The 22,317-nt window shown below is 64.8% G+C and carries 16 protein-coding genes; 7 read left to right on the plus strand and 9 right to left on the minus strand.

All coding sequences use genetic code 11. The annotated features are described in order from the left end of the window. Window positions 1–19: 19 nt before the first annotated feature. A complete protein-coding gene (locus BRAD3257_RS38425) occupies window positions 20–3,178 on the minus strand; it encodes an efflux RND transporter permease subunit (protein ID WP_122406166.1) in 3,159 nt (1,052 codons plus the stop codon). Then, entirely contained in the window at window positions 3,175–4,374 is a 1,200-nt protein-coding gene (locus tag BRAD3257_RS38430) for an efflux RND transporter periplasmic adaptor subunit (protein ID WP_162500511.1), read from the minus strand. Before BRAD3257_RS38430 ends, BRAD3257_RS38425 begins: the two co-directional genes overlap by 4 nt. Before the next feature lie 312 nt (window positions 4,375–4,686). Between BRAD3257_RS38430 and BRAD3257_RS38435 the strand changes: the two genes are divergently transcribed. From BRAD3257_RS38435 to BRAD3257_RS38465, 7 genes are all read left to right on the plus strand, one after another. Continuing rightward, entirely contained in the window at window positions 4,687–5,841 is a 1,155-nt protein-coding gene (locus BRAD3257_RS38435) for an iron-containing alcohol dehydrogenase (protein ID WP_122406168.1), read from the plus strand. A gap of 17 nt (window positions 5,842–5,858) precedes the next feature. Beyond that, window positions 5,859–7,493, plus strand: coding sequence for an AMP-binding protein (locus BRAD3257_RS38440; protein WP_162500512.1), 1,635 nt, complete (start codon window positions 5,859–5,861; stop codon window positions 7,491–7,493). Between the two features lie 196 nt (window positions 7,494–7,689). Continuing rightward, entirely contained in the window at window positions 7,690–9,288 is a 1,599-nt protein-coding gene (locus BRAD3257_RS38445) for an ABC transporter substrate-binding protein (RefSeq protein WP_122406993.1), read from the plus strand. A gap of 38 nt (window positions 9,289–9,326) precedes the next feature. Beyond that, entirely contained in the window at window positions 9,327–10,274 is a 948-nt protein-coding gene (locus tag BRAD3257_RS38450) for an ABC transporter permease (protein WP_122406169.1), read from the plus strand. 9 nt (window positions 10,275–10,283) lie between these two features. After that, a complete protein-coding gene (locus BRAD3257_RS38455) occupies window positions 10,284–11,177 on the plus strand; it encodes an ABC transporter permease (protein ID WP_122406170.1) in 894 nt (297 codons plus the stop codon). Then, window positions 11,177–12,184, plus strand: a complete 1,008-nt coding sequence (locus tag BRAD3257_RS38460) for an ABC transporter ATP-binding protein (protein WP_122406171.1) — start codon at window positions 11,177–11,179, stop codon at window positions 12,182–12,184. The genes BRAD3257_RS38455 and BRAD3257_RS38460 overlap by 1 nt, the downstream gene beginning before the upstream one ends. After that, complete coding sequence (locus BRAD3257_RS38465; RefSeq protein WP_122406172.1) at window positions 12,181–13,167, plus strand: ABC transporter ATP-binding protein; 987 nt, start codon at window positions 12,181–12,183, stop codon at window positions 13,165–13,167. Before BRAD3257_RS38460 ends, BRAD3257_RS38465 begins: the two co-directional genes overlap by 4 nt. 149 nt (window positions 13,168–13,316) lie before the next feature. Here the strand turns inward: BRAD3257_RS38465 and BRAD3257_RS38470 are convergent, their stop codons facing one another. The 7 genes from BRAD3257_RS38470 to BRAD3257_RS38500 all read right to left on the minus strand — a co-directional run bounded on the left by BRAD3257_RS38470 (window position 13,317) and on the right by BRAD3257_RS38500 (window position 22,189). Beyond that, complete coding sequence (locus BRAD3257_RS38470; RefSeq protein WP_122406173.1) at window positions 13,317–15,293, minus strand: acetyl-CoA carboxylase biotin carboxylase subunit; 1,977 nt, start codon at window positions 15,291–15,293, stop codon at window positions 13,317–13,319. Continuing rightward, a complete protein-coding gene (locus BRAD3257_RS38475; protein WP_122406174.1) occupies window positions 15,290–16,906 on the minus strand; it encodes an acyl-CoA carboxylase subunit beta in 1,617 nt (538 codons plus the stop codon). Before BRAD3257_RS38475 ends, BRAD3257_RS38470 begins: the two co-directional genes overlap by 4 nt. A gap of 114 nt (window positions 16,907–17,020) precedes the next feature. Further along, window positions 17,021–17,887: a beta-keto acid cleavage family enzyme gene (locus BRAD3257_RS38480; RefSeq protein ID WP_122406175.1), complete on the minus strand. Its 867-nt coding sequence runs from the start codon at window positions 17,885–17,887 to the stop codon at window positions 17,021–17,023. A 199-nt stretch (window positions 17,888–18,086) separates the two neighbouring features. Then, complete coding sequence (locus BRAD3257_RS38485; protein ID WP_122406176.1) at window positions 18,087–18,887, minus strand: AraC family transcriptional regulator; 801 nt, start codon at window positions 18,885–18,887, stop codon at window positions 18,087–18,089. Between the two features lie 208 nt (window positions 18,888–19,095). Beyond that, complete coding sequence (locus BRAD3257_RS38490; protein WP_122406177.1) at window positions 19,096–19,749, minus strand: glutathione S-transferase family protein; 654 nt, start codon at window positions 19,747–19,749, stop codon at window positions 19,096–19,098. Then, window positions 19,749–20,912 carry an acyl-CoA dehydrogenase family protein gene (locus tag BRAD3257_RS38495; protein ID WP_122406178.1) on the minus strand — a complete coding sequence of 388 codons (1,164 nt, stop codon included), beginning with the start codon at window positions 20,910–20,912 and terminating at the stop codon, window positions 19,749–19,751. The genes BRAD3257_RS38490 and BRAD3257_RS38495 overlap by 1 nt, the downstream gene beginning before the upstream one ends. 140 nt (window positions 20,913–21,052) lie before the next feature. Then, a complete protein-coding gene (locus tag BRAD3257_RS38500; protein ID WP_122406179.1) occupies window positions 21,053–22,189 on the minus strand; it encodes an acyl-CoA dehydrogenase family protein in 1,137 nt (378 codons plus the stop codon). Window positions 22,190–22,317: the final 128 nt, after the last annotated feature.

A 22,317-nucleotide genomic window follows, 5' to 3' on the forward strand; every position in this document is an offset into this window, starting at 1 on the left:
CATTGGTTAAAGGCCGACGTCAGGCTACCACCTCCGGCTTCTTGTCGCGCCGTCCTTCCGCCAGGTTCCGCACCACGACATAGAAGATCGGCGTGAACAGAAGCCCGAACAGGGTGACGCCGAGCATGCCGAAGAACACGGCAACGCCCACGGCCTGCCGCATCTCCGAGCCGGAGCCGGTCGAGATCACCAGCGGCAGCACGCCGAGGATGAAGGCGAAGGAGGTCATCAGGATCGGCCGCAAGCGCAGGCGGCAGGCTTCGATCACCGCCTCAAGCCGCGGCTTGCCTTCGAGCTCGATGTCGCGCGCAAATTCGACGATCAGGATCGCGTTCTTTGCCGCCAATCCCACCAGCACGACGAAACCGATCTGGGTGAGGATGTTGACGTCCTGGCCCATGATACGCACGCCGATGGTGGCGGCGAGCAGGCACATCGGCACGATCAGGATCACCGCGAACGGCAGCGTCCAGCTGCCATATTGCGCGGCGAGCACGAGATAGACGAACAGCACGCAGATCGGAAAGACGTAGAGACCGGCATTTCCGCCAGTGACCTGCTGATAGGACAGGTCCGTCCATTCGAAGGTGAAGCCGCTCGGCAGGGTGTCGTCGGCGAGCTTCTTGATGGTATTGAGCGCGGTGGTCGAGCTTACGCCCGGCGCCGGCTCACCCTGGAGCTCGGACGCCGCATAGAGATTGTAGCGCGCGACGCGGTCGGGACCAGAGACGTCCTTGAACTCGACCACGCTGCCGAGCATCACCATGTCGCCGGAAGCATTGCGCGTGCGCAGGCGCGCAAGGTCACTCGGTTCCTTTCGGAACGGGAAATCGGCCTGCGCGGTGACGTGATAGGTGCGGCCGAACAGGTTGAAGTCGTTGACATAGGTCGATCCGAAATAGGTCTGGATGGTGTCGTTGATGTTGGCGATGGGCACGCCCAGCTTCTGCGCCTTGGTGCGATCGATGTCGACGAAGAGCTGCGGCGTGTTCGCCGTGAACGGCGAGAACACCGAGGTCAGGGTCGGCGCCTTGCGCGCGGCAGCAACCAGCTCGTCGGTCGCGGCTGCGAGCATTTCCGGCCCTCGACCCTGGCGGTCCTGAACGCGGATGGTGAAGCCGCCGCCGGTGCCGATGCCGGGCACGGCCGGCGGCGGAATCACGATGATGAATGCACCTTGGATCGCGGACAGACGCTTGCGCAGCTCGGCCGTGATGGCGTTCGCGGACAGCCCCTTCTTCAGCCGCACCTCCGGCTCATCGAACACCGGGAACAGAGCCGCCGCATTGCCGGCCTGCGTACGCGTGGCGCCGGAGAAGCCGGCGAAGGCAGCGACGCGGACGATGCCGGGCGTATCCAGTGAGATGCGCTCGATCTCGCGCACGATTTCCGTGGTGCGCGCCAGCGAGGCCGCGCCCGGCAATTGCACCGATACGATGACGTAGCCGCGGTCCTGCGCCGGGATGAAGCCCTGCGGCGTGGTCACGATCAGCCAGCCGGCGCTGCCGATCAGCACGACATAGATCAGGAGCATCACCACCGAATGCCGGATCACGAAATTGGCGAGGCCGGCATAGCCATGCGAGAGCCGGTCGAACACGCGGTTGAACAGGCCGGTGAAGGCGCCCCATGCCCGCGCGATGACGTTCCAGGCAGCCGGCGGCCGCTTCTCTTCGTGCGGGGTGAGGATCTGCGAGGCCAGCGCCGGTGACAACGTCAGCGAGCAGAAGCAGGAGATCGCGGTCGCAACAGCAATGGTGACGGCGAACTGCTGGAAGAACTGCCCTGAGATGCCGCCGAGGAACGCGGTCGGGACGAACACCGCGCACAGCACCAGCGCGATCGAAACCAGCGCGCCGCCGACCTCCTCCATGGTCTTCAGCGCCGCATCGCGCCGGCTCAGGCCGTGCTCGAGATGGCGTTCGACATTCTCGACCACCACGATGGCGTCGTCGACCACAATGCCGACCGCGAGCACGAGGCCGAACAGGGTCAGATTGTTGATGGAGAATCCAAGCGCCGCCATCACCGCGAAGGTGCCGACCAGCGAGACCGGGATCGCGATGATCGGAATGATCGCGGGCCGCCATCCCTGCAGGAACACCAGCACCACGACGACCACGAGCAGCATCGCCTCGTAGATCGTCTTGATCAGCTCATGAACCGACTGGGCGATGAACTCGGTCGGATTGTAGCCGATATTGTAGTCGAGACCCTTCGGGAAGCTCTCCTTCAGCTTCGTCATGGTGTCGGAGATGTGCTTCGCCGTCGCGAGCGCATTCGACCCGGGCCGCTGCGTCACCAGCATGGCGACCGCCGATTTGCGCAGCAGGAAGCTGTTGGTGGAATAGGCCAGCGCGCCGAGCTCGATGCGTGCGACGTCGCGCAGCCGCACCGTTCGCCCGTCGGAACCGGCCTTGATCAGGATGTCCTCGAACTGCTTCTGGTCCTTCAGCCGTCCCGTGAAGACGAGGTTCGGCTGGAAGGCGCGGTCAACGATAGGCGGTTCGGCGATCTGTCCGCCCGCAATCTGCACGTTCTGGGCGCGGATGGCCGCCAGCACCTCGGTCGAGGTCAGGCCGAGATTTGCGATTCGATCAGGGTCGAGCCACAGCCGCATCGAATAATCGCGCGCGCCGAAGATCTGGATGTCGCCGACACCGTCGATGCGCAAAAGCTGGTCGCGAACCTGGAGCAGCGCATAATTGGAGATGTAGAGCTGGTCGAACGTGTCGTCGGGCGACAGCATGAATACGACCATCAGGATGTCGGGCGAGTTCTTGCGCGTGGTGACGCCGTTGCGCTGGACCTCCTCGGGCAGTCGCGGCTGCGCGATCGCGACACGGTTCTGCACCAACACCTGCGCCTTGTCGAGGTCGGTGCCGAGCTTGAAGGTGACGGTGATGGTGAGCTGGCCGTTCGAGGTCGCCTGGCTGTAGAGATACAGCATGTCCTCGACACCGTTGATCTCCTGCTCGATGGGAGCGGCGACGGTATCGGACACGGTCTGCGCCGAGGCGCCGGGATATTGCGTGGTGACGACGACGGTCGGCGGCACCACTTGCGGATATTCGGAGACCGGCAGCGTCGTGTAGGCGAGCGCGCCGACGATCAAGAGCACGATCGACAGCACCATCGCCAAAATGGGCTGGTTGATGGAGAGGCGGCCGAGATTCATGACTTGCCACCGGCCGGAGCTTGCGCGGTCTGGGGAGCGACCTTGGCGCCGACGCGGGCGCGCTGGATGCCGTTGACGATGACGCGGTCATCAGCCTTCAGCCCTTCGCGGATCACGCGCAGGCCGTCGTCGAGCGGTCCCAGCACCACGGGGCGCGCTTCCACCGTGTCATCAGGCTTGACCACGAACACCATCTTGCGGGACTGGTCGGTTGCAACAGCGACATCGGGGATCAGCAACGCCTCGTAGGGCGCGCTGCCGATCAGGCGGACGCGGCCGAACTGACCCGGCAGGATCGACAGATCGGTGTTCTTGATGACGGCGCGGCTGCGCAGCGTGCCGGTGGAGACATCGAGGCGGTTGTCGAGGAAGTTGATGGTGCCTTCATGCGAGGGCTTGGTCTCGCCGGCGAGCGTCACCTGCACCGGGTTCGCGGTGTCGCGCGAACTCGGGCGCCTACCTTCGAACCACAGCTTGCTGTATTTGATGTAGGTCGCTTCATCCATGTCGAAATAGATGTAGATTGGATCGAGCGTCACGATCGAGGTCAGCAGTGTCGAGGCGCCGTTGTCGCTACCCTGCACGAGATTGCCCGGGCTGACGAGATGGCGACTGACGCGGCCGGTGAGCGGCGCGGTCACATGCGTGAACTCGATGTTGAGCTTGGCGGCCTTCAGCGCACCTTCGGCCTGCACTTCGGCAGCGTGCGCGGCTTGCAAGGCCTGGCGGCGCTGGTCGACGACCTGCTCGGAGACCGCGCTGGTCTGCACCAGGTTGAGGCCGCGATCGAGCTCGCGCTTGGCAAGCTCTACCTTGGCGCGCGCGTCGGAGAGCTGGCCGTCCGCCTGCGCGGCCACCGCCTCGAACGGACGCGGGTCGATTACGTAGAGCAGGTCGCCCTGACGCACGATGGCGCCGTCCTGGAATTCGACGGAATTGACGAACCCGCCGACGCGCGGGCGCACCTGCACCTCCTCGACCGCCTCGAAGCGCCCGGTGAACTCGTCCCAATCGGTGACGGTGCGCTTGACAGGCTGGGCCACCGTCACCGGCGGAGGCGGCGGGGCAGCTGCCTGCGATGCCGGCTTGTCGCAGCCGGCGAGGGCGAAGGATGCGGTGAGAAGCCCGGCAATGGCGCTGAGCTGAACGAAATCGTGCTTTTTGACAAACTGCTCGCTTCCGTCCGGTCCGCTCATCCCAGGTCCTCGCATAAAAGCCGCGGAAAAAGCAGGGTACGCCTCCACCTGCGGGGGCCACAACATGGGTGGCAAAGATGAACTCTTCAAGACCACTGCACGCGCAATGCCCGGCCAGATGCCCTGGCCGGATGGTGGGTTGACAGAGGAAGGGGTGGTCGCGCACGCGCAGCATTCTTCGCCTCTCCCCGCGTGCGGCCGCGTGCGGGGAGAGAGAGAAGGAGCCGCCAGCGTGTTCGCGCATGACGGACGCGGCGGGCTCGGCTAGACTGTCCCTTACAAAACAAGACGAATTGTCCGGGGAGGACGGGCGTGCACCAGGGACGTGTCGTTTTTGGCGCGATCGAAGAGGTCGTGTTCGGCCATCCTGCGGCCGGCGCGATCGTCGCGCAGATGGACCGGCTGGGAACCCGCCGCGCCTTCCTGATGGTCTCAGGGACGCTGAACCGTCAGACCGGCGAGATCACGAAAATCAAGGACGCGCTCGGCGAGCGCTGTGCCGGCCTGTTCGACGCCATGCCGGCGCACACGCCGCGCGAGGCGGTGATCGCGGCAACCAATGCAGCGCGCGAGGCGGGCGCCGACCTGATCGTCACCGTCGGCGGCGGCTCGATCACCGACGGCGCCAAGGCGGTGCAGCTCTGTCTTGCCAACGACATTGACGACATCGACGGCATCGAACGAATCCGCGTGCACAAGGGCGTCGCACCCGAGATGAACGCGCCGACAGTGCGCCAGATCAGCGTGCCGACCACCATCGCCGGCGGCGAGTTCTCATCGATTGCCGGCGTCACCGACCGCAGCAGCAACGTGAAGCAGATGCTGCGGCATCCGCTCATGGTGCCGCGCGCGACCATCCTCGACCCACGCATCACCGTGCACACGCCGGAATGGCTGTTCCTGTCGACCGGCATCCGCGCCGTCGACCATTGCGTCGAAGCGATCTGCTCGCGCGAGACCCACCCTTATGCCGACGCGCAATCGGTCAAGGGCCTTGCCATGCTCGCCGATGCACTGCCGCGGGTGAAGGCGGACCCTGCCGATCTCGACGCCCGCATGGATGCGCAGATCGGAACCTGGCTGTCGATGGGCGCGCTCGCAGCGGGTGTGCCGATGGGTGCGAGCCACGGTATCGGCTACGTGCTGGGGGCCGCCTTCGGCGTGCCGCACGGCTACACCTCCTGCATCATGCTGCCGGCGGTGATGCGCTGGAACGCGCGCGACAATGCCGAGCGCCAGGTGATCGTCGCCGCCGCGATGGGCTATCCCGGCCGCGATGCCGCCGACGTGCTCGATGCCTTCATCCGCTCACTCGGCATGCCGCGCAGCCTCGCCGAGATGCGCGTCTTGCCGGAGCATTTCGAGACAATCGCCGAACAGGCCATGCGAACGAACTGGATTCCGCGCAACCCGCGCAAGATCACAGGTCCCGCCGACATCAAAGAAATCCTGCTTCTCGCCGCATGATCCAAGCCGGAGGATAGATGTACACTGGTCGCCACGCCCGCCTGCGCCCGCTGCAGCCCGCATTCATCATGGCGGCGACGGGCGAGACCGTCACCTATCGCGAGCTCGAGGCACGCAGCAATCGCCTGGCGCATCTGTTCCGCAAGCACGGCTTGAAGCGGCTCGATCACTACTCGATCTTCATGGAGAACAATTCGCGCTACCTGGAGGCCTGCGGCGCGGGTGAGCGCTCCGGGCTCTACTACACCTGCATCAACTCCTTCCTGACGCCGAGCGAGCTCGCCTATCTCCTCGTCAACAGCCAGTCGAAGATTTTGATCACGTCGCTGGCCAAGCTCGCCATCGCGCGCGAGGCGATTCAGGCCTGCCCCGACGTCAAGCTCTGCATCGTCGCCGATGGTCCGGGCGAGAGCGAACGTATCGTCGGACTTGCGGACGTGACCGCGGACATGCCGACAACACCGATCGCGGATGAATGGCTCGGTACCGCCATGCTCTATTCATCCGGTACAACCGGACGGCCGAAGGGCATTTTACGGCCCCTTCCGGAAGAGCCGCCGAAGCACAATCTGCCGCTGTTCGATTTTCTGACCAAGCTTTGGCACTACCGCGAGGGCATGGTCTATCTGTCGCCGGCGCCGCTCTATCACTCCGCGCCGCAGGCCGCCGTGAACCTCACGATCCGCATGGGCGGGACCGTCATCGTCATGGAGAGTTTCGATCCAGAACGTTACCTCCAGCTCGTCGAGCAATGGGGCATCACCCACACGCAGCTGGTGCCGACGATGTTCTCGCGCATGCTGAAGTTGCCGGCGGAGGTGCGTGGCCGCTACGACCTGTCCTCGCTGGAGATCGCGATCCACGCCGCGGCGCCCTGCCCGGCCCTGGTCAAGGACGACATGATCAAATGGTGGGGACCGATCATCCACGAATATTACGGCGCCACCGAAGGCCTCGGCTTCACCGCCTGCAACAGCGAGGAATGGCTCGCTCATCGCGGCACCGTCGGCAAGGTGCTGCTCGGCGACCTCCACATTCTCGACGAGAACATGCGGGAGTGCCCGGTCGGCACCCCGGGCCAGGTCTGGTTCAAGACCGCCTCGCCGTTCGAATATTTCAACGATCCCGAGAAAACCAGGGAGGCGCGCTCGGCCGACGGCAGCATGAGCACGGTCGGCGACGTCGGCTATGTCGACAAGGGCGGCTTCCTCTACCTCACCGATCGCGCGACCTTCATGATCATCTCCGGCGGGGTGAACATCTATCCGCAGGAATGCGAGAACCTGCTGATCACCCACGCGAAGGTCGCCGACGCCGCGGTGTTCGGCGTGCCCAATGCCGATCTCGGCGAAGAGGTGAAGGCGGTGGTGCAGCCGATGCCGGGCGTGGTGCCGGGGCCGGCTCTCGCCGAAGAGCTGATCGCGTTCTGTGCAAAATCGTTGTCGCGACAGAAGGTGCCGCGCTCAGTCGATTTCGAGAAGGAACTGCCGCGGCTGCCGACGGGCAAGCTGTACAAGCGGCTGCTCAGGGACCGGTACTGGGGAACAAGGCGTCGCGGATCGTGTGAGGGGCGCCGCAAGCTCCACTGTCGTCCCGGAGAAGCGCGCCTCAAGCGCGCGCCGATCCGGGAGGACGGCGGAGCATGGGGATAGGACTGCACATAACGTCAGCGCGGGAACCGCTACTTCGCACCTGCACTCGCACATTGTGAAAGTGTGAAGAAGCCTGCGGCCTTACGTCATCCAAATTGCCAAGGCCGCAAAGAGCCTTGCCCGTTGCCTCGCTCCATCTGCCTCGCTATCGTCTGACAAACAGGTCGCAAAAGGCCGAGGTCCAGGGAGGATGAGCATGCGGAGCGTGTGGGCGCTCGCCGCAATGGCGGCGCTATCTGTGCTGACGGCCTCGACCGCCACGCGCGCCGGCGAGCCCAAGCAGGGCGGTATCCTGCGGATGTATCACCGCGACAGTCCGGCCAACGCATCCATCCTCGAGGGCGCGACCTACTCGGTCAACGTGCCGTTCATGGGCGTGTTCAACAACCTCGTCATCTACGATCAGCACATCGCGCAGAACAGTCCTGATACGCTCCGGCCGGAGCTCGCCGAAAGCTGGTCCTGGAGCAGCGACAACAGGAAGCTGACGTTCAAACTGCGCCAGGGCGTGAAATGGCATGACGGCAAGCCATTCACGTCGGCCGACGTTAAATGCACCTTCGATCTCCTGATGGGCAAATCGCAGCAGAAGCTGCGGCAGAATCCGCGCAAGGCCTGGTACAGCGAAGTCAACGAGGTCACCACGAGCGGCGATTTCGAGATTTCCTTCGACCTGAAGCGGCCGCAACCCTCGCTGCTGGCGATGCTCGCGTCCGGTTACACGCCGATCTACCCCTGTCACGTCTCGCCGGCGGAGATGCGCACTCATCCGATCGGAACCGGACCGTTCAAATTCGTCGAGTTCAAGGCCAATGAATCGATCAAGCTGACGCGAAATCCGGACTACTGGAAGAAGGGCCTGCCTTATCTCGACGGCATCGAGTACACGATCATCTCGAACCGCTCGACCGCGATCCTCGCTTTCGTCGCCGGCAAGTTCGACATGACCTTTCCGACGCACATCACGATCCCGCTGCTGAAGGACATCAAGTCGCAGGCGCCGAACGCGACCTGCGTCGTCGAGCCAACCAACGTTTCCACCAACATCATCGTCAATTCGACCTCGCCTCCGTTCGACAACATCGATATCCGCCGGGCGATGGCGCTTGCGCTCGACCGCAAGGCGTTCGTCGACATTCTGTTCGAGGGCCAGGCCGACATCGGCGGCACCATGCTGCCGCCACCGCAGGGCATCTGGGGCATGCCCAAGGACAAGCTCCAGACCATTCCGGGCTATGGGCCCGACGTCAACGCGAACCGCGAGGAAGCCAAGAAACTGATGCAGAAGGCGGGCTACGGTCCGGACAAGCATCTCGCGGTGAAGGTCTCGACGCGCAATCTCGCGGAATATCGCGACCCCGCGGTGATCCTGATCGACCAGCTCAAGAGCATCTATATCGACGGCGAGCTCGATGTCGTGGAAACCGCAAACTGGTTTCCGAAAGTCGCGCGCAAGGACTACATGCTCGGCCTCAATCTGACCGGCAGTTCCGTCGACGATCCCGACCAATCGTTCTACGAGAACTATTCCTGCGGCTCGGAACGGAACTACACCAATTACTGCAACAAGGAGATCGAGAAGCTGTTCGACGTGCAGTCGCAAGAGACCGACGTCAGCAAGCGCAAGCCACTGGTGTGGGATATCGACAAGAAGCTGCAGGAGGATGTCGCCCGCCCGATCATCTTCCATGCACGGGCCGGCACCTGCTGGCAGCCCTATGTCAAGGGCGTCACGATCATGTCGAACAGCTCCTACAACGGCTTCCGCTACGAGGATGTGTGGCTCGACAAGTAGCGTCAGGCTAAAGATCAGCGGCTCGACGGAGGCACGTGATGTTTGCCTATCTGGTGCGGCGCCTGTTCCTGATGCTCGTGACCCTGTTCGGGATCTCGGTCGTCATCTTCTTCCTGCTGCGCATTGTGCCCGGCAACATCGTCGATATCCTGTTCGCCGCCGCCGGCTATGTCGATCCGGCCGACAAGGCCGAGCTCGAGAAACAGCTCGGCATCGACCAGCCATTGGTTGCGCAGTATCTGCACTGGATCGGCGGCTTGCTGCGCGGCGATCTCGGCTACTCCTATGTCTCCGAAAAGCCGGCGCTTCAGGAGATCCTGCCACGGATCCCGATCACCGCGCGGCTCGCCGGGCTGGCGCTGCTGTTCTCGGCATCCATCGGCATTCCGCTCGGCGTCATCAGTGCCGTGAAGCAGGGCACAAAGCTCGACTACGCGCTGCGCGTCGTCAGCCTCAGCGGCTTGTCGCTGCCCTCGTTCTGGCTCGGCCTTCTGATCCTCACCGCGTCGGTGGCGATGTTCGGCCAGATGCCGATCTTCAACCCGAATCCGAAGACCTGGCTCGAGGCGTTCGCGACCTATGCCGTGCCGGCCGCCGCCGTCGGCTTCCGCAGCGCGGCGCTGACCATGCGCATCACGCGCTCCTCGATGCTGGAGGTGCTGCGGCAGGACTATATCCGCACCGCGCGCGCCAAGGGCGCCTCCGATGCGGCCGTGAACTATCACCACGCGCTCAAGAACGCGATCCTGCCCGTGATCACCGTGATCGGCATCGAGGCGGCGTTCCTGATCGGCGGCCTGATCGTCACCGAGACCGTGTTCAATATCCCCGGTGTCGCGCGATTCCTGGTGGAGGCGATCCGCTGGCGCGATTATCCGATCGTGCAGAACCTCGTGATGTTCATCGCCGTCGTGGTGGTGTTCGCGAACTTCACCGTCGACATGCTCTATGCGGTGTTCGACCCGCGGATCCGGTACTCGGAATAGGAGATCAGCTTGGCCGCGATCGACTATGATCTCGAACTGAGGCGGGCCGGCGCGCATGCAACCGGCGGCTGGCGGCGCGTGCTGTTCATGGCGCAGCGGCATGTGCTGGGCGCGGCCGGGCTCGTTATCATGACGGTGTTCGTGCTGACGGCAATCTTCGCCGACTTCATCGCACGCTACGATCCCCTGACGGTCGATTCGGCCCGCGCGCTGGCCCGCCCGAGCCTGGCGCACTGGATGGGCACCGATTCCTTCGGCCGCGACGTGTTCAGCCGCATCATTCACGGCGCGCGGATCTCGCTCGCGGTCGGGCTCGGTTCGACCGCGCTCGGCGGCACCATCGGCGTGATCGTCGGCCTCACCTCGGGCTATCTCTCGGGCTGGGTCGATCTCGTGTTCCAGCGCGTCTCCGACGTTCTCCAGGCTCTGCCGCTGCTGGTGCTGGCCCTGGTCATGACGGCGGCGCTCGGCCCCTCGCTGCCCAATGTGATCATCGCCATCGCCATTCCGCTGATCCCGACGGTCGCGCGCGTCATCCGCGCCAACACGCTGGCGCTGCGCGAGCAGCCCTTCGTCGAAGCCGCAAAGTCGATCGGGATGAGCGAGATGCGGATCGCGCTGCGCCACGTGCTGCCGAACACGCTGGCGCCGCTGATCGTGCTGGCGACGGCGCAGCTCGGCTCGACCATCCTCACCGAAGCCTCGCTGTCCTTCCTGGGCCTCGGCATTCCCGAACCCTATCCGTCATGGGGGCGCATGCTCTCCGAATCCGCCGCCGAATATGTCCGCACCGCGCCGTGGCTCGTGATCTTCCCAGGCATCGCGATCAGCCTCGCCGTATTCGGCGCCAATCTGTTCGGTGATGCCCTGCGCGACATCCTGGATCCGAGGCAGCGCGGCTGATGGCGGACAAATCCGATCTCGTGCTCGAGGTGAAGAACCTGAAGACGGTGTTCTTCACCAACTCCGGCCTCTTCAAGGCCGTCGACGATCTCTCCTTCAGCGTGAAGCGCGGCGAGACGCTGGCGATCGTCGGCGAGTCCGGCTGCGGCAAGAGCGTGACCGCGCTCTCGCTGATGCGGCTCGTGCCCGATCCGCCCGGCCGCATCGTCGGAGGCTCCGTCTCGCTCGAAGGCACCGACCTGCTGGCGCTGGATGAAACGCAGATGCGCAGGGTCAGGGGCAACCGCATCTCCATGATCTTCCAGGAGCCGATGACCTCGCTCAATCCGGTGATGCGGATCGGCGACCAGATCGTCGAAGCCGTGCGGCTGCACCGGAACATCTCGGCGAAAGAGGCCCAGAACATCGCGGTCGAGATGCTGCGGCTGGTGCGCATCCCCGAGCCGGCGCGGCGCGCGCGGGAGTATCCGCACCAGCTCTCCGGCGGGATGCGCCAGAGGGCGATGATCGCGATGGCGCTGGCGTGCCGGCCGGCGCTGCTGATCGCGGACGAGCCGACCACCGCGCTCGACGTCACCATCCAGGCGCAGATCCTGGCGCTGATGCTCGACCTCCAGAAGGAGCTCGGCACCGGCCTCGTGCTGATCACGCACGATCTCGGCGTCGTTGCGCAGACCGCGCAGCGCGTGGTCGTGATGTATGCCGGGCGAAAGGTTGAGGAGGCCAGCGTCGAAGCGCTGTTTGCCTCGCCGAAGCATCCCTATACGCGCGGGCTGATGGCCTCGATCCCGGCCGTCCCCGCCTCCGGTGTCCCTGCGCAGGCGCGGCTGAACGAAATTCCCGGCACGGTGCCATCGCTCGTGCGGCTGCCGAAGGGCTGCGCCTTCGCGCCGCGCTGCAAGCTCGCCATCAAACGTTGCGAGGCCGAATATCCGCCGCTGGCGGACTGGGGTGGCGGCCATCTCGCCGCCTGCTGGCGCGCGGAAGAAGTCGCGGAGGTGGCATGACCGCGACGCTGCTCGAAGTCACCGATCTCAAGAAGCACTACCCCGTGCGCGCCGGCGTGCTGCGGCGGCAAGTCGGCACCGTGCATGCCGTCGACGGCGTCTCGTTCGCGCTTGGAATCGGCGAGACGCTGGGTCTCGTCGGCGAATCCGGCTGCGGCAAGTCCACGGTGGCGCGCAGCGTGCTGCGGCTGGTCGAGCCGACCTCTGGCCAGATCCGCCTCGACGGCGAGGACATCACCCATCTATCGAAGACCGCGCTGCGTCCGCATCGCCGCTCGATGCAGATCGTGTTCCAGGACCCGTTCGCCTCGCTCAATCCGCGCATGACCGCAGGCGATATCGTCGGGGAGCCGCTGGCCGTGCACGGGCTTGCGAGCGGCAAGGAGCTGGAGACACGGGTCGCGAAACTGTTCGAGCAAGTGGGCCTGCGGCCCGACCAGATGCGCAATTTCCCGCATCAGTTTTCGGGCGGCCAGCGCCAGCGCATCTGCATCGCACGCGCGCTCGCGCTCGAGCCGCGCCTGATCGTCTGCGACGAGCCGGTCTCCGCGCTCGACGTCTCGATCCAGGCGCAGGTGATCAATCTCCTGATCGACCTGCAGCGCCAACACGGTTTCTCCTATCTCTTCATTGCGCACGATCTTGCCGTGGTGGCGCATATCAGCCACCGCGTCGCCGTGATGTATCTCGGCCGCATCGTCGAGATCGCCGACAAGGACGAGCTGTTCCGCAATCCCAGGCATCCCTACACGCAGGCCCTGCTCGCCTCGGTGCCGATCGCCAACCCGCTAGCGAAAAAGCTCACGCCGCTGGTCGATGGCGATGTGCCCAGCCCGGTCAACCCGCCCTCCGGCTGCGCGTTTCACACCCGCTGCCGGTTTGCGATGGAGCGGTGCAAGACGGAGCGGCCGGCGCTGGTCGACGCGGGCGACGGGCACCAGGTGGCGTGCTTGCTGAACGAGGGGACGGGTCGGAGCCAATAGCTCCACTGTCGTCCCCCGCCCCTTGTCAGAGCGGAGTTTGAGGCAGCATCTCGCCCCATCGTCATTGTGAGCGCAGCGAAGCAAATCCAGACCGTTACCGCGGAGGGATTCTGGATTGCTTCGCTACGCTCGCAATGACGAGCTTGGCATCAGCCCGCCTCGATCTCCACCACGATCCTGCCCGTGGTCACCTGCTCACCCTCGGTGACGTCGATCGCGGCGACGACGCCGTCGATGCCGGCCTTGTGGACGTGCTCCATCTTCATCGCTTCCAGCGTCAACACCGGCTGGCCCGCGGTGACGCGGTCGCCGGGCTTGACCAGCACGGCGACGACGCGGCCGTTCATGGCCGCGCGGACCTTGCCATCGCCGCCATTGGCTGCGGCCGCCTTCGGCGCGGCGAGGGTGAGATCGGTGATCGCCAGCGGGATGCCGCGGTGCTGGACGTAGAGGCGATCGCCATCGCGCAGAACTTTTGCGCTGTCCATCACGCCGTCGTGGCGGAAGCGGATGGAATCGGGATAGAGCTGATCGATCTCGAACCTGTCCTGACGTCCATCGACGACGACACTGTAGCTGCCATCGCGCTCGCGCGTGACTTCGAGCTCGTATCTCTCGCCGGCGATCTCGATTTTCGCCGGCAGCGGAAAGGTGGCCGCGAGACTCCGCCCGCCCTGCCACGACGGCGCGCGTGGGTTGGTGACGTAGAGCAGCAGGCCCGCCAGCGCCACGTCGAATGCCGCGTTCGCGCGCGCTGTCAGCAGCTCGTCGCGATGCGCACTGATGAAGGCCGTCGTCGCCTCGCCTTTGGCGAAGCCGGGATGACGCAGGCAGGACATCAGGAACGCCTGGTTGGTGGTCACGCCAAACGCGGTGAGCTGCTCCAGGCCGACGATCAGCCGCCCCCTCGCCTCCTCGCGCGTGGTGCCGTGGCTGATCACCTTGGCGATCATGGAATCGTAGAACGGTGGAATCTCCGAGCCCGATTGCAGCGCGTGCTCGACACGGATACCGTCGGGCACCTGCCAGCGCGCCATGCGGCCGGACTGCGGCATGAAATCTTGCGCGGCATCTTCCGAGCAGAGGCGGACCTCGATGGCATGGCCTTCGAAGCGGATGTCCTGCTGCTTCACGGGTAACGGCTCGCCGCGCGCGATGCGCAGCTGCAGTTCGACGAGATCGAGCCGGGTGATCGCCTCGGTCACGGGATGCTCGACCTGCAGGCGCGTATTCATCTCCATGAAATAGAACTCGCCGCGTGCATCGAGCAGAAACTCCAGCGTGCCGGCGCCCTCGTAGCGCAACGCCTTCACCGCGGCGACAGCGACCTCGCCCATCTTCGCGCGCAGCTCGGGCGTGACGGCGGGAGACGGCGCCTCCTCGATCAGCTTCTGGTGGCGACGCTGCACCGAGCAGTCGCGCTCGCCGAGATGGATCGCGTTGCCGTGGCTGTCGCCGAACACCTGGATCTCGATGTGCCGGGGATTCTGGATGGCGCGTTCGAGGATCACGGTGGGATCGCCGAACGCCGCCTTCGCCTCGGAACGCGCACTGCGCAGCGCATCGGGAAACGAGGCCGCATCGGTGACTAGCCGCATGCCGCGGCCGCCGCCACCCGCGACCGCCTTGATCATCACAGGGAAGCCGATCTTTCCGGCTTCCGCGAGCATGACTTCGTCGCCCTGCTCAGTGCCCTGATAGCCGGGGACGATAGGTACGCCGGCCTTCTTCATGATCTCCTTGGCGCCGGCCTTGTTGCCCATCGCCTCGATCGCCTGCGGCGAAGGGCCGATGAAGACGAGGCCGGCATCCTTGCAGGCGCGCGCGAACTCCTCGTTCTCGGCGAGGAAGCCGTAGCCGGGGTGAACGGCATCGGCGCCGCTCGCCTTCGCCGCGGCAATGATCGCGGGGATGTTGAGATAGGATTGCACCGGCAAGGCTTCACCGATGCGCACGGCCTGGTCGGCCTGGTGCACGTGGAGGGCATCGCGATCGGCATCCGAGTAGACCGCGACGACGCTCAAGCCCAAGCGCCGCGCACTGCGCATCACGCGCAATGCGATCTCGCCGCGATTGGCGACCAAAACCTTGAAGAACGGGCGGTGCAGCACTGATCCGTTCCTCATGGGCGGGCCACCGAGAATTGCATGCGCTGGGGCGTGCGTGCGTCGCCTTCGCGGCAGACCGCGAGCACCTCCGACAATACCGCGCGGGTATCGCGCGGATCGATCACACCGTCGTCGAGCACGCGCGCGCTGGTCGAGAACACGTCCATCTGGCCGTCGAACACGCCGATGATCTCGGCCTTCATGGCGTCGAGCCTGTCCTTTTCGATCGGCTTGCCGCGCCGGGCTGCGGCGGCTTCCGTCACGATCGCCATGGTTTCGGCGGCCTGCTCGCCGCCCATCACTGCGGTCTTGGCATTGGGCCAGGAAAAGCAGAAGCGCGGATGGAAGCCGCGGCCGCACATGCCGTAATTGCCGGCGCCGAACGAGGCGCCGCAATAGATGGTGACCTGCGGCACCGTCGCCGAGGTCACGGCCTGGATCATCTTCGAGCCGTGCTTGATCATGCCGGCTTCTTCATAAGATCTGCCCACCATGTAGCCGGTGGTGTTGTTGAGATAGAGCAGCGGCGTGCGGGTCTGGCAGCAGGCCTGGATGAAATGCGTCGCCTTGTTGGCACCGGCGGGATCGAGCGGCCCGTTGTTGGTGATGATGCCGATCGCCTGCCCCTCGATGCGGGCGTGGCCGCAGACCGTAGCCGGGCCATAATTCGGCGCCATCTCAGTGAAATCGGAATCGTCGACGATGCGGGCGATCACCTGCTTCATGTCGACCGGCCGCTTGTGGTCCATCGGCATGATGCCGAGCAGCTCGTCCTGATCGTAGCGCGGCGGCTTGAACTCTGGAGCCGCCCTGCCCGGCCGCTCCCATTCCATCGCCGCCATGATCTCGCGGGCAATGCGCAAGGCATCGCGGTCGTCCTCGGCGAGATAATCGCCGAGGCCGGAGATTTGCGTATGCATCTCGGCGCCGCCGAGCTCCTCCTCGGTCGCGATCTCGCCGGTCGCGGCTTTCAGCAGCGGTGGCCCGGCAAGGAAGGCGCGGGTACGGCCACGCACCATGACGATGTAATCGGATAGGCCGGTCTGATAGGCACCGCCCGCGGTGGAGGAGCCGTGCGTGACGGTGACGACCGGCAGCCCTGCCGCCGACAGCCGTGCCAGATTGCGAAAGATGTTGCCGCCGCGGACAAAATCCTCGACGCGGTAGCGCAGCAGATTGGCGCCGGCACTTTCGACGAGCTGGACATAAGGCAGCTTGTTCTCCAGCGCGAGCTCCTGCACCCGCAGTGTCTTGTCGAGGCCGTAAGGCTGCAGCGCGCCGGCGTCGATGCCGGAATCACTGGCGCTGACCATGCAGCGGATGCCCGAGACGAAGCCGATGCCGGCGATGACGCCGCCGCCGGGCACGCTCTTGTTGGGATCCGGCACGTCGAACATGTAGCCGGCGAGCGTCGACAGCTCGATGAAGGGCGCACCGGGATCGAGCACCAGCGCGACGCGCTCGCGCGGCAGCAACTGGCCGCGCTTGTGGAAGCGGTCCTTCGCTGCAGCCGATGCGGCCCGAGTGCGCTGTTCCAGCGCGCGCATGCGGTCGATCAGCGCAAGCATGCCGTCGCGGTTGGCGAGGTAGGCGGCGCCGCCGGGGGAAATGGTGTTTTCGAGAATGGACATGACTCTATCCTGCTCGTCATTGCGAGGAGCGAAGCGACGAAGCAAATCCAGACTATTTCCACGGAGAGATTCTGGATTGCTTCGCTTCGCTCGCAATGACGGGTGAGGCGATACCTACCTGTTCGTCCCAAAGATCTTCCGCGCCTCGGCCGGGCTGGCGATATCGCGGCCGGCGCGCCGCGCACAGGCGGCGACCGCTTCGATGAGCTGACCGTTCGACGTCACCTTCTTGCCGTCGGCGAGATAGAAGGTGTCTTCCAGCCCGGTGCGCAAGTGACCGCCGAGCTCGGCGCAGCGCTGATGCAGCGGCCAGATCTCTTCGCGGCCGATGGCGGTGACCTGCCAATGCGCCTCGGGGTGCTTCAGCTTGATCAGGATCGGCAGCAACTCGGGATCGGCAGGCATACCGGACGCCACACCCATCACGAAATTATATTCGAGCGGGCCCTTGTACATGCCGACCTGGGTGTACATGCCGACACAGCGGACAATACCAACGTCGAAACATTCGAACTCGGGGATGGTCCCGACCGCGTTCATGACGTCGAGATAGTCCTTCACCTTCTCGACCGCGTTGTCGAACATCATCGGCGGCCAGGCCCAGGTGTTGTCGGCCTTCACCTTCAGATAGTTCAGCGAACCGGCGTTGCAGGCGGCGATCTCCGGTTTTGTCTCACGGATACAGTCGAGCGCGCCGGAGTAGTTCGGCCCTGATACGCCCGAGGTGTGGTTGATGATGACGCCGGGACAGGCCTCGCGGATCGCATGCTGAATCTCCTTGCTGACCGCGACCTCCCAGGACGGCAGATGTCCCTTGCCCGGCGCCTGCTGGCGCAGATGGATATGCATGATGGACGCGCCGGCCTCGAAGGCAGCCTTGGCCTCGCGCGCCATCTGTTCGGGCGTCACGGGCACGTTGTGCTGCTTCGGATCGGTGAGCACGCCGTTCAGCGCGCAGGTGATGACGGCCTTGTCGCTCATGCCAAAAGTGTCTCGCACGTTGGGAATTCAACGGTTGCGATCATGTGACGCGCGACATGCGGCTTCTTGCGCGGAGAAGCTGGAAAAAACGAGGACTCGCAGGGCGGGCAAAGGCGCTCTTGCGCCGTGCCCACCACATTTCGGTGTTTGGAAAAGATGATGGGCATGCTTCCGCTTTGCCCATCCTACGAGAGCAGCGCTAGCTTGCCTCCGCCATCCGCACCGTCTCGGTGCTGCGGTAGATCGCGAGGTCGCGCGAGCCGACGAAGATCGCGCGCGGCTTCAGGCCGTAGAAGCGGCGGATCGAATGGCTGAAATGGGTGCTGTCGGGATAGCCGATGTCCTGCGCGAGATGGGCGAGGTTGAGGTCCTGGTTGGCGAAGTGCAGCAGATGCCGCGCACGCTTCCAGGCACGGAACGAGCGGAACGAGATGCCGGTCTCCTCCTTGAACAGATGCAGGAAGCGCGAGGCGGAGAGGCCTGCTTCGGCTGCGCAGGTATCCGCCGTCACCGGCTCGCCGGAGAAGCGCTCGATGCGGGCGACGGCGCGCATCACACGCGGATCGAGCACGCGGCGCGGCAACGCTTCGCCAAAGCACATCTCGTCGAATTCGGCGGTGGTGATGTCGCCATAGCGGCGCCGGCGCAGCAACGCGTAGGCGGCAAGGATCTTGCGGGCATAGCCGGCCCGATCGGGTCCGGTCAGCCGTGCGGCCAAAGCCTCGATCACGCCATCCGGCATGCTTTCCGGCTCGAGGGTCACGCTGATCACGGTGCGGTAGTCGCTGGCAATGGAATGCCGCTGGTTCGGCAGGGTGACGAGCAGTTCGCCGGTGGAGAGGACGTCGTCGATCGTCAGGTGCAGATTGCCCTTCACCGCCACATAGACGTGGCAGCAGCCAGGCGTCCTCTTGCGGGGGCGGCCCAGTAGGCCGGCATAGAATACCCGCTCCGGCGTGATCAGCATCAGATGGTCGGATTCGCGACCTTTATCTTCCATTGGGGTCCTCCTCGCGCGGCTCTCTGGCCGCTGCGGACGGAGGTCACCTTAGCGGAAATTTGGGCGCTGTCACGATAGGATAGCGCTGTCATGGAAACAGCGCCGTCGTTCCGGGGCGGTCCATTGGACCGAACCCGGAACCTCGAGGATTCTCAGGCGCAACGGCGCACCGGAGTTCGATGCTTCGCATCGCCCCGGAACGACAATCTCAACGCACGCGTGGTGCAACATTCTGCTCGTTTCCGGCCTTTTGCTCAGCAGCAACCGCGCGCCTGAAGCCGTCGCGCTGCTGCAGGCGCGCCCAATAGGCCGCGACATTTGGCCCAAAATCCTTGGCGAGACCGATGCTGTCGGCGAGGCGCAGCGCATAACCGATGACAATGTCAGCGGCAGTGAAGCGGCCCGCGCACAAGTTTTCGGCATTGGCCGTGGCGGCCTCGACCGCGCGCAGTCTGCCCAGGAACCATTTTGCGTAATCGGTGGCGACCTGCGGGTTGCGGCGCTCCTCCGGTTCGAGTTGGGTGTATCTGAGCACCAGCGTTTGCGGGAAGGTTAACGTGGCGTCGCTGAAATACATCCAGTTCAGGAACGTGCCATAGGCGGGATCTTCCGGTCCCACCATCAGCGGCGTCGGGCCGTATGTGATGCCGAGATAATGGCAGATGCCGGAGGATTCGGTCATCCGCGTCTCGCCGTCGATCAGGAAGGGGATGGTCCCGAGCGGATTGAGCGCAAGATAATCCTTGGCGAACACCCGCGGCGGGAACGGCAGCATCTTCAATTCATAGGGCAGCCCCATCTCCTCCAGCATCCAGAGCGGGCGGAACGAGCGCGCGGCGTCGCAGTGGTAGAGTGTGATCATCAAGCACTTCCTTTGCTGCCGGGCAGCGTGCCCATCATCTTGCACAGGACCATCAGCATGACCTCGTCGGCACCACCGCCGATCGAGGTCAGGCGGCTGTCGCGATAGGCGCGGCTGACCGGCGTCTCGTTGGTAAAGCCCATTCCGCCCCAATATTGCAAGCAGGCGTCGGTGAGCTCGCGGCCGAGCCGGCCAGCCTTCAGCTTGGCCATGGTCGCGAGCCGCGTCACGTCCTCGCCCGCGACCAGCTGCTCGCCCGCGCGATAGATCAGCGCGCGCAGCAGCTCGACCTCGGTCTGCATCTCCGCAAGCTTGAAATGGACGACCTGGTTGTCGAGGATCGACTTGCCGAAAGCCTGGCGATTGCGGGTGTACTCTATGGTCTGATCGATGATGTATTCGTGCGCCTTCAGGCAGGCCGCGGCACCCCAGAGCCGCTCCTCCTGGAACTGGATCATCTGGTAGGTGAAGCCTTTGCCCTCCTCACCGATCCGGTTGCGCTTGGGCACGCGGACATTATCGAAGAAGATCTGCGCGGTGTCGGACGAGCGCATGCCCATCTTGTCGAGCTTTCGCGCGACAGTGACGCCCTTGCTCTTCATGGGGACGCAGATCAGAGACTTGTTGCGGTGAACCGGCCCGTCGCCGGTGTTGGCGAGCAGGCAGATCCAGTCGGCCTGCGTGCCGTTGGTGATCCACATCTTGCCGCCATTGATGACGTAATCGTCGCCGTCGGAACGCGCCTGAGTCTTGATCGAGGCGACATCGGAGCCGGCGCCCGGCTCGGAAACGCCGATGCAGGCGACGAAATCGCCCGAGATCGACGGCGCCAGAAACTCGCGCCGCACCTCGTCCGAGCCGAACCGCGCCAGCGCGGGCGTCGCCATATCGGTCTGCACCCCGATCGCCATCGGCACACCGCCGCAGGTGATGGCGCCGAGCTCCTCGGCCATCATCAGCGCGTAGGAGTAGTCGAGGCCGGAACCGCCGAACTCGACCGGCTTGTTCAGGCCGAGGAAGCCGAGGCTACCCATCTTCTTGAACAGCTCGTGCGCCGGGAAGATGTCGGCCTTCTCCCATTCGTCGACATGAGGATTGATCTCGTTCGCGATGAATTTTTGCAGGGAACGGCGGATGTCGTCGTGGTCGGCGCCGAATAGCATTCTTTTCCCTTTGTCATTCCGGGGCGCGCGAAGCGCGAACCCGGAATCCAGAGATTAGGTCCTACAAGATCGAGATTCGCAGGTGCGCAAGAGCGCACCATAGTTCGACGCTTCGCGTCGCCCCGGAATGACGGTGAGCGTCATAACCCCATCTGCCTTGACGCCAGATCCTTCATGATCTCCTCGGTGCCGCCGCCGATGGCGTTGACCTTGACCTCGCGGTAGATGCGCTCGGCCTTGATGCCGCGCATGAAGCCGGCGCCGCCGAAGATCTGCACGGCCTCGGAGGCGCAGAACGCCATGGTCTGCGTCGCCTGGTTCTTCATCATGCAGATTTCGGCGACCGGGCTTTCGCCCTGCTCGAGCCGCCAGGCCAGCATTTCCAGCATCGCTTGGGAAGCCGCGACCTTCTGCGCCATGTCGACGATCTTGTGCCTGATGACCTGGTGCTGCGCGAGCGGCTTGCCGAAGGTGTTGCGCTCCTTGGCATAGGCGATCGCCTCGTCGAGGCAGACACGTGCGAAGGCGGTGCAGCTCGCCGCCATGCCCATGCGCTCGCTGTTGAAATTCTGCATGATGATCTTGAAGCCGTGCCCCTCCTCGCCGATCAGGTTCTCGGCCGGTACGCGGCATTCGTCGAAATGCAAGGTCGCGGTGTCGGAGGCCCACCAGCCCATCTTCTTCAGCTTCGTCCGCGACAGGCCGGGCGTGTCGCCCTCGATCAGGAGCAGGCTGACGCCGCCGGCGCCCTCGCCGCCGGTGCGCACGGCAACAGTCAGGTAATCGGCGCGCATCCCGGAGGTGATGAACGTCTTCTCGCCGCTCACGACGTAGTGATCGCCGTCGCGGCGCGCCCGCGTCCGGAGGTTTGCAACGTCCGAGCCGCCGCCCGGCTCGGTGATCGCAAGCGCGGAGATCTTCTCGCCTGACAGCACCTGCGGCAGCACACGTGCCTTCACCTCGGGCCGCGCCGCACGCGCGATCGGCGGCGATCCAATCGTATGACTCATCAAGCTGGCGCTGATACCGCCGGCGCCGGCTTGCGCCAGCTCTTGGCTGGCCACGATCTTCATGAACTGGTCGGCGGCGATCCCGCCGTATTCCTCGGGAAATCCGAGCCCCAACAGACCGATCTCGGCCGCTTTGTGGTAGAGCGCGCGCGGGAATTCGCCGGCCTCGTCCCACTCGTGGGCGAAGGGCGTGATCTCCTTCTCGACGAAGCGGCGCATGACGCCGCGGAAGGCGTCATGCTCGGCGGTATAGAACGGACTCTTCATCGCACAGGTGCCTAGTGGAGGGAATCGTCCCGACAACCATGGCCGGAACCTTGGCAGCTCACTTGCGCGGAGTGGCTGACTGGAGCCGGCGCTCCGGGCAAGGCAGCAACCTAGCCACTCAACGCAAG

Source organism: Bradyrhizobium vignae (assembly GCF_900324035.1).
GTDB lineage: Bacteria > Pseudomonadota > Alphaproteobacteria > Rhizobiales > Xanthobacteraceae > Bradyrhizobium > Bradyrhizobium vignae.

Bases quoted from the DNA above. Each gene is read 5' to 3' on its own strand.
- BRAD3257_RS38430 (WP_162500511.1), bottom strand. From the start codon at position 4,374: ATGAGCGGACCGGACGGAAGCGAGCAGTTTGTCAAAAAGCACGATTTC.
- BRAD3257_RS38500 (WP_122406179.1), bottom strand. From the start codon at position 22,189: ATGAAGAGTCCGTTCTATACCGCCGAGCATGACGCCTTCCGCGGCGTC.
- BRAD3257_RS38490 (WP_122406177.1), bottom strand. From the start codon at position 19,749: ATGATCACACTCTACCACTGCGACGCCGCGCGCTCGTTCCGCCCGCTC.
- BRAD3257_RS38470 (WP_122406173.1), bottom strand. From the start codon at position 15,293: ATGAGGAACGGATCAGTGCTGCACCGCCCGTTCTTCAAGGTTTTGGTC.
- BRAD3257_RS38480 (WP_122406175.1), bottom strand. From the start codon at position 17,887: ATGAGCGACAAGGCCGTCATCACCTGCGCGCTGAACGGCGTGCTCACC.
- BRAD3257_RS38425 (WP_122406166.1), bottom strand. From the start codon at position 3,178: ATGAATCTCGGCCGCCTCTCCATCAACCAGCCCATTTTGGCGATGGTG.
- BRAD3257_RS38460 (WP_122406171.1), top strand. From the start codon at position 11,177: ATGGCGGACAAATCCGATCTCGTGCTCGAGGTGAAGAACCTGAAGACG.
- BRAD3257_RS38440 (WP_162500512.1), top strand. From the start codon at position 5,859: ATGTACACTGGTCGCCACGCCCGCCTGCGCCCGCTGCAGCCCGCATTC.
- BRAD3257_RS38475 (WP_122406174.1), bottom strand. From the start codon at position 16,906: ATGTCCATTCTCGAAAACACCATTTCCCCCGGCGGCGCCGCCTACCTC.
- BRAD3257_RS38450 (WP_122406169.1), top strand. From the start codon at position 9,327: ATGTTTGCCTATCTGGTGCGGCGCCTGTTCCTGATGCTCGTGACCCTG.
- BRAD3257_RS38445 (WP_122406993.1), top strand. From the start codon at position 7,690: ATGCGGAGCGTGTGGGCGCTCGCCGCAATGGCGGCGCTATCTGTGCTG.
- BRAD3257_RS38485 (WP_122406176.1), bottom strand. From the start codon at position 18,887: ATGGAAGATAAAGGTCGCGAATCCGACCATCTGATGCTGATCACGCCG.
- BRAD3257_RS38495 (WP_122406178.1), bottom strand. From the start codon at position 20,912: ATGCTATTCGGCGCCGACCACGACGACATCCGCCGTTCCCTGCAAAAA.
- BRAD3257_RS38465 (WP_122406172.1), top strand. From the start codon at position 12,181: ATGACCGCGACGCTGCTCGAAGTCACCGATCTCAAGAAGCACTACCCC.